Below are 12,336 nucleotides of genomic sequence, written 5' to 3'. Positions count from 1 at the left end.
AATGGAGAAATAATTATGTGTCTAAAAAATGCTGTGGAACAGTATGAACAATGGCTCAGCCAGGTACCCCAAGATCACCCTCTATATAAAGATCTTCAGGAGCTTAAAAATAATCAACGGGAAATCCAGGAATGCTTCGGCAGCTGCATATCCTTTGGTACCGGAGGAATCCGGGGGATCATGGGGGCCGGCACCAACCGGATGAATTCTATTGTGGTAGGCCGTACAACTGAAGGGTTGGCCAACTATCTTCTCTCCCAGCCCAATTCAGGGAAAAAGGGAGTGGTGATCGCCTGTGATACCCGGGCTTTATCCCCGGAATTTTCCCGGGAGGCAGCCAGAGTGCTGGCCTCTGCCGGGATAACCGTTTATCTCTTTGAAGACTGCCGTCCCACACCGCTGCTCTCCTTCTCGGTTCGCTATCTTAAGGCCCAGGGGGGAATTGTAATTACCGCCAGTCATAACCCTCCGGCCTATAACGGCTATAAAATCTACGGAGAAGATGGTGGACAGCTGGTTCCCTCCACCGCCCAGGAGATTTCCCGGCACATTGACAAAGTGCCCTATAAATTTATCCCCCTTCCCCCCTTTAAAGAGCTGCAGCAGCAGGGATTGATTAAAATGGTGGGAGAAGAATTAGATAAGGCATATTTAGACTGCTATGGACAGCACCAAATATTTTCTCTAAATAAAATGGAGGACTCGTCCTCCCTGAAAATAGTTTACACCCCCCTTCATGGTACCGGAGGGCCATTAGTTAAGGAAATATTAGAACGCTTTGGATTTAAGAACACTTATTTTGTAAAGGAGCAGCAGTCACCGGACTCTCAATTTTCCACAGTAGCCACCCCTAACCCCGAAGACGAAAGAGCTTTTGAACTGGCACTGGTCAAAGCCCGGGAGCTGGAGGCGGACTTGATTTTAGCCACCGACCCTGACTGTGACCGGGTAGGGGTGATGATCAAAGGCCCTAACTCAAGTTACAGGCTTCTAAATGGAAATGAGCTGGGGGCTTTACTGCTGGATTATGTTTTACATACTCTTAAGCAGAATAATGCTCTGCCACCTTTGAGCTTTGTGGTAAAAACTGTGGTTACCAGTGACTTAGGAAAAGAAATTGCGGCCAGGTATGGAGTTTCCATGACTGAAACTTTAACCGGCTTTAAATATATCGGAGAACAGATTGAATTAAGGGATAATATCGGTGGGGAGCACTTCGTTTTCGGCTATGAAGAAAGCGGCGGCTACCTGGCGGCTCCTTTTGTCAGGGATAAAGACGGTGTCATGGGAGTTCTTCTTATCTGTCAATTGGCCGCCTACCATCGAGAAAGAGGCCTGTCTCTTATGGAGGCCCTGCAGGAAATTTACCGGAAGTACGGTTATTTTAAAGAAAAGCTTATGACTGTTGATGCTCCAGGTAGTGAAGGCTTGAACTATATTAAGAGAATTATGGAAGGATGGCGGGAAGAGATTCCCGAAACTATAGCCGGCTTTAAGGTCTGCCACAGGCTTGACTACAGCCGCCCGGATACCGGCCTGCCTGAAGAAAACTCAATTAAAGTTGTCTTTGACAACGGGTCCTGGCTCTGCCTGCGGCCATCAGGCACCGAACCCAAGCTGAAAATTTACCTTTCCGCCCGGGGAGATAGCCAGGCGGAGGTGGAGGATATTATTAACTCCTTAAGCAGTGAAATGGCTGTTTGGAAACTGCAGGGGGCAGCTGAAAAGACAGAAGGGGGAGTATGAACCTGAATATATTTGTTATTCCTTCCTGGTACCCTGATGCTCATAACCGGGTTTCCGGTGTTTTTATCCGGGAGCAGGTGCTGGCCATTGGGGAACTGCGTCCCCACTGGAGGGTTGCAGTCAGCCTGGGAGGGCAGAGCGCCCAAAGCCTTTCTTTTAGAAGCCCTCGGCACAATTATAGAATCATAAAAGAGTATTTACAGGATTCTAAAAATCCTGTATGTGAAATTTCCCCCAATGTGATGGAACTGAGAAAGCCTGTTTTCCGCTGGACGCCGCGGATTGCCCGGGGGAACTGGCCTGGCGTCATCGCCGCCAATCTGCAAAATCTGCAGCTGACTCAAGAATTGTGGAAAGAGGTGCATCTAATTCACGCCCACGTCAGTTATCCTGCAGGGAAAATTGCCATGGAACTCAGCCATCAAACCCAAATTCCTTACGTGGTTACGGAGCATATGGGCCCCTTTCCTTTTCCGGTTTATCTGGATTCCCGGGGGGGCTTAATCCCAGAGGTTCGGGAACCTCTTAAAAAGGCCCATGCTTCTATTGCCGTAAGCCCTTTCCTGGCAGAGAAAATGAAACAGTTCAGGCTGCCGGATCCGGTGGTGGTGCCAAACCTGGTCAACGAGACACTGTTTAAACCACCAAAAACCTTTCCTGATAAAGGGGAAACCCCTTTTAGATTTTTAACTGTTTGTGCCATGGTCCCGGAAAAGGGAATTTATGAACTTCTGGAGGCCATCTCTATTATGGTAGGAAAAGGTTCCCCGGATACTCAAGTGGTGCAGTTTAGACTGCTGGGGGAAGGGCCGGAAAAACATTCTGCCCGGCACAGGGCTCAAAGTTTAGGAATTTCTTCTTATATTAAGTGGCTGGACAGCCCCTCCCGGGAGGAAGTGCGAAGGGAATTTCAGCAGTGTGATGCCTTTGTGCTGCCCAGTCATTACGAAACCTTTGGGGTAGTATATGCCGAAGCTATGGCCTGCGGTAAACCGGTGATTGCCACCCGCTGCGGCGGCCCCGAATCTATGGTTAACCAACAAAACGGTATGTTGGTGGAGGTAAAGAATGTAACCCAGCTGTCTTCCGCTCTTAAGCAGATGTATGAAGGGGCCGGCAATTATGACTCCCAAATGATTCGGAGGGATTTCATGGAGAGATTTTCCCGGGAGGCAGTGGTGAATTCCTTAGAAAAAGTTTATAATAAAGTGAAAGTAATAAAATGTAATTATTAATAAATTTAAACTATATTTAAAGAAGCTTATCCGGTCTCATAATTACAAACAAGAACAGGGTATGGGGGAGCAAATATGTGTGGTATATCAGCAATTTTTCAAACAGGGGGACAGGCCCCGGTTATCGGGAATATTATAGAAATGACAGACATAATTCGCCACCGGGGGCCCGATGGTGAGGGATTTGTGTTTCTGGGTCAAAATGAACCCCTCCAGGCCTGGTGCTTTGGCGGTGCGGAAACGCCCCCGCCGGTTTACAGCGCCCCCTATCAATACGCTCCGCAAAAACATTTCCCCGGAGAGGCCCCTACAGGTGCCTTTGCCTCCCTGGGACACCGGCGGCTGTCCATAGTTGACCTTACCCCCTCGGGCCACCAGCCAATGTGTTATGGGGAGGGCCGATACTGGATTACCTATAACGGAGAAGTGTACAACCATATAGAATTGCGAAGGGAATTGGAGGGTTTGGGGCATCGGTTCTGCTCCACCAGTGATACGGAAGTGATTTTAGCTGCCTACAACCAGTGGGGGAAGGAATGCCTGTCCCGCTTTAACGGCATGTTCTCCTTCGTGCTGGTGGACCTTACCAAAGGTAAAGTATTTGCAGCCCGGGACCGGTTTGGGATTAAGCCCCTTTACTACTGGTTTTCTCCTAAAGGGTTTTTGGCTTTCGCTTCAGAAATTAAGCAGTTTACCGTGCTGCCGGGATGGGATCCTTCCCTGAACGGACAGCGGGTTTATGATTATTTAAACTGGTCCCTGATGGACCATACCCGAGAAACTCTTTTTGGAGAGGTTTTTCAGCTGCGGGGGGGAGAAGCGGTAGAGGCTGAATTTTCAAAGCTTGGCAGTCCCCTGCCGATATATTCCTGGTACCGGTTAAACCCTGCCGCTTTTTCAGGAAATCTTAAGGAAGCTGCAGAGGAGTTTCAGGAACTGCTGCGGGATTCCATCCGGCTCCGGTTACGGGCAGATGTAGCTGTGGGGTCCTGCCTATCCGGCGGCCTGGATTCTTCTGCCATAGTCTGTATTGCCAATGAACTGCTGCGGCAGCAGGGAGTTAACTCACTGCAGAAGACCTTTTCTGCCGGTTCCCGGGTGAAGAAATTTGATGAAGGAGATTACATAAAAGAAGTGGTAAAACAAACCGGGGTGGAAGCATATTATACCTATCCTACCCTGGAAGACCTTTTTGAAGATTTAGATGCTTTAACCTGGCATCAAGATGAGCCTTTAGGTTCCACCAGCATCTTTGCCCAGTGGTGTGTCTTTAAGCTGACCTCAAAAAACCAGGTGAAGGTGATGTTGGATGGCCAGGGAGCCGACGAACAGCTGGCAGGATATCATGAGTTCTTTCCCCCCCGCATGGCCGGCCTTTTACTTCGGTTTAAGTGGCTTTCCTTATGGCAGGAATTACGGGCAGCCTCAGATATTCACCGGAGCAGTCCCCGGCATTACTTGAAGCAGACCGCCAGCCTGCTGTTTCCGGAGGGACTCCGGCGCACTGTGCAGCGGTTGAAGGGCAGGGGGGACCCTACTTCCCCTGATTGGCTGGACATGAATAAGCTGGGGGCAGCGCCTGAGGACACCTTTTTTAAATCAGGGAACAAGGCTCATTCTGTAGGTCAGCTTTCCTACGCCCAGCTGACCGCCACCAGCCTTCCCATGCTTCTGCACTGGGAGGACCGGGACTCCATGGCTCATTCTGTAGAATCCCGGGTTCCTTTTCTGGATTACCGTCTGGTGGAATTTGTGTTGAGTCTTCCCGATGAATATAAAATTTTTCAAGGGACCACCAAGTATGTCCTCCGCCAGTCTATGAAAGGGGTCCTTCCGGAAAGGATCCGTCTCCGGCAGGATAAGATGGCCTTTGTAACCCCGGCGGAGGTTTGGATGAAGCAGCAGGCACCCCAGTGGTTTATTTCTGAATTGAAGCAGGCAGTTGAGGTTTCCCGTGGGATATTGACCCCCCGGGCACTAGATCAGCTGGAGCAGATGCTGGCGGGAAAAATACCTTTTAGCTACTTAACCTGGCGGTTTATCAGTTTTGGCCGCTGGCTTAAGCAGTTTTGCATCAGCCTGCCTTAAATGAGAGTAGAAAGGAATACAAACCCTTCTTGAAGAAATAAAAGATGAACTAAAACTTTTTTTATATAGAAAGCAGCACACAGAAGCGGTCTTTTTTATCGGGATCGGTCAAAGGGAGGAATATTTTGAAAGATTATATAAAGGGTATACATAAGAATGCCGTTGTTTCTGACACCAGCAGCATTGGGTTTTATACCATTGTTTATGAAGATGTGGTGATTGGAGATAATGTGACCATCGGAAACAGTGTTATTATTTATCCGGGCACCGTGATTAAAGAAAATGTCTCTGTGGGAGACCATACCATCCTGGGCCGGCCCCCGGTCTTAAGTAAAAGCAGCACAGAAAACCGGGCAGGGGATTTTATTCCCCTGGTGATTCAAAGGGAGGCCATTATCGGAGCGTATGTGGTTATCAATGCCGGGACTACCATCGGCGAAAACGCCACTGTGGCTGACGGTGCCTCGGTCAGGGAAAGGTGCCGGGTGGGGGAAAATTCCCTCGTCGGCAGAGGAGCGGTGCTGGAAAACGATGTGCTGCTGGGAAACCGGGTAAAAATCCAGACCGGTGCTTATATCACCGGCTATACAGTGATAGAGGACGATGTCTTCATTGCTCCCAAGGTGGTTACCACCAACGATAATTACATGGGACGGACAGAAAAAAGATTCAAGGAAAAGAAAGGCCCGGTAATTCAAAGGGGAGCCCGGGTCGGAGGCAATTCACTAATACTGCCGGGAGTAGTGATCGCCCCGGAAACCTTTATTGCCGCCGGTTCCCTGGTAACCAGGGATACCCAAAGGGGAAAACTGTATATGGGCCGCCCCTGTAAAATAGTTAGAGAGGTTCCCGAAGAAGAGCTTTTGGAGGATTAAAACTATGGAGGAGGAAACACACAATGACTTTTAATTTTGCATTCCTGGGCTGCAGCAATATTGCCGCCAAACATGCATTGTCCCTGGAGAAAATTCCCGAAGCAAAGCTGGTGGCAGTCTGTGATATTGACCCCGAAAAGGCCAGAGCTTTTGGAGAGAAGCATGAGGTAAAATGGTACACCGATTATCGGGATATGATAAAAGAACAGGAAATCGACGTAATAAGCATTCTGACCCCCAGCGGCCTGCACGGTAAGAATATCATTGAACTGGCGCCCTACGGCCGGCATCTGATGGTGGAAAAACCCTTGGCCTTAAAGCTGGATGAAGCGGATGAAGCCATAAAAGCCTGTGATGAGAATGGAATCAAACTATTTGTGGTACAGCAGAACCGGTTTAACCCCCCCATCGTCAAATTAAAAGAAACTATTGAACAGGGTAAGTTTGGCCGCCTGGTCATGGGGACCGTGAGGGTAAGGTGGTGCAGGCCTCAGCATTATTACGACCAGTCCAAGTGGAGGGGAACCTGGGCCATGGACGGTGGAGTTTTAACCAACCAGGCCAGCCATCATATTGATATGCTTTCCTGGCTCATGGGCCCCGTAGAAAGCGTCATGTGCATGACCGATACCTTTCTGGCGGATATCGAAGCGGAGGACACCGGCATTGCCGTAATCCGCTTTGCCAATAAAGCCTTAGGTATTATTGAAGCAACCACGGCCACCCGCCCTAAAGATCTGGAGGGCTCCATCAGCATCCTGGGAGAAAAGGGCAGTGTGGAAGTGGGAGGGTTCTTTATGAATGAAATTAAGACCTGGGAATTTATAGGCATGACTGAAGAAGATAAGGCCCAGCTGGAAAACTACCGCCAAAACCCCAATGTCCCAGCCTGGAACCATACGGAATATATTAAAGATGTAATTCACAGCCTAAAGGATAATGTAAAAGGCCTGGTGGACGGCCTAGACGGCCGCAAATCCCTGGAACTGATCAATGCCCTTTATGAATCTGCAGAAACCAGAAAGGAAATTTTCCTTAGGTTTAAACCTAAAAAATGCAGATTGGGACAGGAGGTAGTTGGGTAGAAGGTAGAAGATAGAAGGTAGAAGATAGAAGATAGAAGGTAGAAGATAGAAGATAGAAGATAGAAGATAGAAGATAGAAGATACCATCCAACTATCCAACTATCCAACTATCCAACTATCTAACTATTTAATCCAACTATCCAACTATTTAATATGGAGGGAAAATTATGGATAATAAAAAAGTGCCATTTGTAGATTTGAAAGTGCAGTATCTTACCTTAAAGGATGAAATCGACGAAGCCATGCAGAAGGTAATTATGAACACACAGTTTATTCAAGGGGAAGAAGTTTCTTTATTTGAAAAAGAGTTTGCCAACTTTTGCGGCTGTCAGTACTGCGTGGGGGTGGGGAACGGCACCGATGCCCTGACCATCGCCCTACAGGGATTGGGAGTGGGCCCCGGGGATGAAGTGATCACCGTGGCTAATACCTTTATAGCCACCACCGAGTCCATATCCCAGGTGGGGGCAAAGCCGGTAATGTTGGATATTGACCCCGCAACCTATAATATGGATTTGAATTTATTAGAAAGTGCTATTACCGAAAAGACGAAAGCAATATTACCGGTTCACCTCTACGGCCTGCCGGTAGATATGGACAGGCTCCTGGAAATCGCTGAAAAATATAACTTGAAAGTGATAGAGGATTGTGCTCAGGCCCATGGAGCCACCTATAAGGGTAAAAAGATTGGTTCCTTTGGAGATGCCGGATGTTTTAGCTTTTTCCCGGCAAAAAATCTAGGTTGTTTCGGAGACGGCGGTGCTGTAACCACCAATAACGCTGAAGCAGAAGAAAGAATTAGAATGCTGGCCAATCACGGACGAAAAGAAAAGTTTACCCATGAGATAGAGGGATGCAACAGCCGGTTGGACAACCTGCAGGCCGCAGTGTTACGGGTGAAGCTAAAGCATCTTTCCCGCTGGAATGAAATGCGTCGGGAAGCAGCCGCTGCTTATGACCTAGGATTTAAAGAGGTAAAGAATGTAATTACCCCGGCAGTACCCTCAAATGATTATAAGCATGTTTACCATCTGTATGTAATCCGGACTGAGGATCGGGAAGGTTTAAAAAATTTCCTGGGTCAAAACAACATTGCCTCGGGAATTCATTATCCGGTCCCACTGCATAAGCAGCCGGCCTATAACTATTTGGATCTAGACCCCGAAAAATTTAAAGAGGCTGAAAAGGCTGCGGACAGCATCCTCTCCCTGCCCATGTATCCTTATATTGAGAAGGATTCAGTCCACAGAGTCATTGAGATGGTGAAGCAGTTTGTAGGGTAATTCTTGAAGCAGAGCTTCACCGGACAGGAAGGAGAGTGTTTTTAGCCCATTGTATACTGTAGTTCTTGTAACCCGAACCCGCTGGACAGAACTGCCCAGGATCAGGCATCAGCTGGCCCGGCAGCTGGCCCGGTTCTACCGGGTGCTCTTTGTAGAGACTCCTGTGTATGGGGAGGCGAAAACTCCTACCCGGGTAGAAGAAGTGGAGAAAAATATAATTCGGTGTTCCCTGGGGGGGCAGATGAGCCTTCCGGTAAAGCTGCAGCACTATTTTCCTCCGGCTCACCGCATTATGGAAAAATTATGGGTGAAGGAAATTCACCGGGTGCTGCAGGGCTATGGAGAATATCCCCTGATCCTGTTTAACTTTAATTATGATTTTATGGAGATTATGAATTCTGATAAGTTTGTTTTGAAGATATATTTTTGCAACGACGATTTTCCCGCCATGGTAAACAACTCCATTTCCCGGCGGATTGTCTGGGGGCAGCAGCATAAAACGGCCTCCCGGGCGGATTTATGCCTGGCGGTTTCTTATCCTCTGGTGGAGGCTCTAAAAAAGAGCAATGGTCAGACCCGTCTGTTCCTTCCAGGCCATGACCTGAAAGAATTAAAGAGCATTTCTGCGGTAAGGCCAAAGGGCTCAAAGATTAGGTTGAGTTTTATGGGCTATATCGGTAACCGCCTGGAGTTTGAATGGCTTCTAGAGGCAGCAGCCCAGCCGGACATGGAGGTTCACCTGGTGGGCCCCCTGGAGGAAATAGATCCCGGTTTGATGGAAAGGCTTACACAACAGGACTCCTTACATATTCATCCGCCTATGTTTGATGAGCCATTAAATGAAATATTAGAAACTATGGATGTTTTGGTGATTCCCTATAAGATATCCTTTCAGGATGTGCTTGCCATCACCGCTCCCAACAAATTTTTTAAGTATTTAGCCCTGGGAAAGCCGGTGGTAATTTCCAATATGCCGCACTTTATTCAGTTTTCAGAAGGTGTAATTTACCGGGCTGATTCTGCCGAGGCCTTTGTAAAGCAGGTGAGAACCGCTTTTCAAGAGGATTCCCCTGAGAAAAGGGAACAACGATTTAAAATCAGTGAAGAGAACACCTGGGATAAAAGAGGCCTGGAAATTAAGCAGATTATTGAAGATATACTTTGATGCAAATGTAAAGGAGCAAGTATGGTTATGTCAATTAACATGCCTCTGCGGCAGGAGCAGGTGCAAAGGAAAATTCATTTTCCCGATGTGGCAGGAATCCTAAAGGCCAGAACAGGGCTTTCCCTGGGCCGCCTTTTGGACCTGTTTCTTTTCAGTGTACTGCTTTCCCTGGTGCTTCTCTACCAGTTTCAGCTTTTGACTGAATGGATGCCCAGGGTGTTCAGGCTGCGGGAAGTATTATATTTTTATTTATATTTGAAGATTATTCTTTTTTACCGGGTACGCTTAAACTATAACCTGTTATTTATTTTCGCGTTCCTTTCTTACTGCCTGGTGGTGGCGGCGCATACTTATTTTCTTCACGGCGGCGGGCTGGCCATACAGGGCCTTATGCGCTTTGTCAACGTGGCTATGCTGGCACCTTTAGCTGCGGTGCTTTTTACCAATCTCAAACAGGTGAAATTTTTTATTGGGATCTGGCTGTCGGTGTTTGCCCTTGGGGCAGCTTCCGGAGTGTACCAGATGCTGGGAGGGGAACTGGAATGGTTAGTTCAAGATTACCTGGCCATGCGGGCCGGGCTGGTCCGTTATAAGACCCTGTTGGGGGAACCCAATGTGGGAGGCATGGCCTCTGTTATCGTTTATGGGTATACCCTTTTCAGTGTGCGTTCCTGGATAAGGAAAGCATTTTTAATGGCTGCGGTTCTGATTCTCTTTTTATTGAGTCTCTCCAAAGCGGCTGTGGGAGGGCTGCTCTTAGCAACCTTGATTGTGCTGGCTTTCGAATATAAAGCCCTTTTTACCCGGAGCTTTTTAAAAAAAATCATGGTTTTAGGCCTGATTATGCTGCTGGCGGCTTCTTTAGTCGTGGGGAAAAGCGCAGGGTTAAGGGAAAGTTTAGTCAGTTATACGAAAGCCATCTTTACTACCTTTGTTCCCTTTGCTGATTCGAGAGGCACCGATAACGATATTGTAAACGACCTGTTGTATCGAGTCTTTGGGACTACCATGGCAGGAATGGAGCTGGCCAGGGAACATAGTGAATTTTATGCAATGAATGTTCTGATGGGCAGCAGTTTTGGCCTGGCAGGCAGCGCTGCCCAGGATTTCTTGGGACCTGAAAACACAATTTTACCCCACAATAGTTTTTTGGAGGTTTACCTGGTGGGGGGTATTTTTATGATTCTAATTTTTATAGTAATGATCCTTTTAGCCTTGTACAAATTACTGTATTTAAGTTTTTTAAATCCATATTACAAAGGTCTTTTTGTGGCCATGGTGATGATTACAGGCTATATGTTCAGCTATTCAAATATTTACGACCCCATCACCGGAGGATTTTTTTGGCTGATAGTGGGAGTAGCTGCCAATTCCCAGCTGAACCGGAACGTTACAGCTGGTTGACTCTAGAAACTATACCGGGAGGGTATGACTCCCTACCCAAAAAGGAGAAGTTATGGCTGCAATAAATATCTTGGCTTTTTCAGGGGAATACCTGCCCGGTTACAAGGGGGGAGGGCCCATTCGCACCCTGGCCAACATGGTGGACCACCTGGGGGAAGATTTTTCTTTTCATATCATCGCCGGGGACCGGGATCTGGGGGATTTGGACCCTTATCCGGGGGTTATCACAGATTCCTGGCAGACTGTGGGGAAGGCCCGGGTCTATTACCTTTCATCAGAAAACAGGTCTATGAAAGCCCTGGGGGAGTTAATCAACAGCACTCCCCATGATATTATATATCTGAGCAGCTTCTTTTCACCGGTGTTCACCATCAAGCCTTTAATTCTCAGGCGCCGGGGGTTAATTCCCAGGGTTCCCCTGCTAATTGCTCCCCGGGGGCAGTTTTCCTCGGGGGCCATGAAGATAAAAATGAGAAAAAAATTGTTTTACCTTACATTGTCCAAAAGGCTGGGGCTTTTTAAACAAGTTGTCTGGCAGGCTTCCAGCCCCTATGAAAAAGAGGATATCCTTCGCTGTATGGGCAGCAGTGTGAATATTTGGGTGGCCCCGGACCTGCCTCTTCTCCCCCCCACCGGGGTGGATTCTCGCCGGGAAGGGGAGAGTCCCAGGGAAAAAGCGCCGGGCTTATTAAAGGTAATTTTTTTATCCCGGGTATCCCCCATGAAGAATTTGAAGGGTGCTTTAGAAATATTAAAAGACACCGATGGAAAGATACAGCTGGATATAGTGGGCCCTCTGGAGGATCAGGATTATTGGGGAGAATGTCAGAAAATTATCAGAGGGATGCCGGAAAATATTACTGTGGGATACAAGGGCACACTGCCCCATGATCAGGTAACTTCTACCTTCAAGGAATACCATTTGTTTTTTTTGCCAACACTGGGGGAAAACTTCGGTCATGTGATTTTAGAGTCCCTGGCGGCGGGCTGTCCGGTTTTAATCAGCGACCGAACCCTTTGGAGGGATTTGGAAAAGAACGGTGTGGGTTGGGCACTGCCCCTGGAAAACCCCGGACTCTTTAGGGAGGCCCTGGAGACTATGGTGGCTATGGAGGGAAAAACCCACCGGCAGATGTCCCAAAGGGCCGTGGAGTACGGGTTGCGTTTTTGCCGGGATGAAAGTATACTGGAAAAAAACCGCCAGCTTTTCATCCAATGCCTTGGGTAGTTGGACAGTGGACAGTGGGTCGGTTGGTCAGAAACACAATCAAACCGACCAACTGACCAACTGTCCAACTGACCAACCGACCAACCGACAAAAGCATTGTCCGGGGTCAGACCCCCCTGGGTAGATAAGTGCATCAGATGAGTTAGGCCGGGGGTCAGACCCCGCAAGCCATGCTGCATTTATTTAAGTCTGTTACATAAATTATCAACCTAGAGTGGCTGGTGTCC

General features: G+C 48.0%; 9 protein-coding genes. All 9 read left to right on the top strand.

Translation table 11 applies throughout. The features are described from left to right. Positions 1-15: 15 nt before the first annotated feature. The 9 genes from HUE98_RS16960 to HUE98_RS16920 all read left to right on the top strand — a co-directional run bounded on the left by HUE98_RS16960 (position 16) and on the right by HUE98_RS16920 (position 12,109). Complete coding sequence (locus HUE98_RS16960; protein WP_241421766.1) at positions 16-1,746, top strand: phospho-sugar mutase; 1,731 nt, start codon at positions 16-18, stop codon at positions 1,744-1,746. After that, positions 1,743-2,981 carry a glycosyltransferase gene (locus tag HUE98_RS16955; RefSeq protein WP_241421765.1) on the top strand — a complete coding sequence of 413 codons (1,239 nt, stop codon included), beginning with the start codon at positions 1,743-1,745 and terminating at the stop codon, positions 2,979-2,981. The genes HUE98_RS16960 and HUE98_RS16955 overlap by 4 nt, the downstream gene beginning before the upstream one ends. 75 nt (positions 2,982-3,056) lie before the next feature. Continuing rightward, positions 3,057-5,069: an asparagine synthase (glutamine-hydrolyzing) gene (asnB, locus tag HUE98_RS16950; RefSeq protein ID WP_241421764.1), complete on the top strand. Its 2,013-nt coding sequence runs from the start codon at positions 3,057-3,059 to the stop codon at positions 5,067-5,069. A gap of 125 nt (positions 5,070-5,194) precedes the next feature. Continuing rightward, positions 5,195-5,944, top strand: coding sequence for an N-acetyltransferase (locus tag HUE98_RS16945; RefSeq protein ID WP_241421763.1), 750 nt, complete (start codon positions 5,195-5,197; stop codon positions 5,942-5,944). A gap of 23 nt (positions 5,945-5,967) precedes the next feature. Beyond that, positions 5,968-7,029, top strand: a complete 1,062-nt coding sequence (locus HUE98_RS16940) for a Gfo/Idh/MocA family protein (RefSeq protein ID WP_241421762.1) — start codon at positions 5,968-5,970, stop codon at positions 7,027-7,029. A 167-nt stretch (positions 7,030-7,196) separates the two neighbouring features. Further along, positions 7,197-8,312: a DegT/DnrJ/EryC1/StrS family aminotransferase gene (locus HUE98_RS16935; protein ID WP_241421761.1), complete on the top strand. Its 1,116-nt coding sequence runs from the start codon at positions 7,197-7,199 to the stop codon at positions 8,310-8,312. A 49-nt stretch (positions 8,313-8,361) separates the two neighbouring features. Next, positions 8,362-9,477 (top strand): glycosyltransferase, encoded by a 1,116-nt coding sequence (locus HUE98_RS16930; protein WP_241421760.1) that lies wholly within the window; start codon positions 8,362-8,364, stop codon positions 9,475-9,477. 27 nt (positions 9,478-9,504) lie between these two features. Continuing rightward, complete coding sequence (locus HUE98_RS16925; RefSeq protein WP_241421759.1) at positions 9,505-10,881, top strand: hypothetical protein; 1,377 nt, start codon at positions 9,505-9,507, stop codon at positions 10,879-10,881. A gap of 52 nt (positions 10,882-10,933) precedes the next feature. Next, positions 10,934-12,109, top strand: a complete 1,176-nt coding sequence (locus HUE98_RS16920; RefSeq protein WP_241421758.1) for a glycosyltransferase family 4 protein — start codon at positions 10,934-10,936, stop codon at positions 12,107-12,109. Positions 12,110-12,336: the final 227 nt, after the last annotated feature.

Source organism: Candidatus Contubernalis alkalaceticus (genome assembly GCF_022558445.1).
GTDB classification, from domain to species: Bacteria; Bacillota; Dethiobacteria; order SKNC01; family SKNC01; genus Contubernalis; species Contubernalis alkaliaceticus.
Note: the sequence above shows the minus strand (reverse complement) of the source record. Positions and strands in the feature narration are given on the sequence as shown.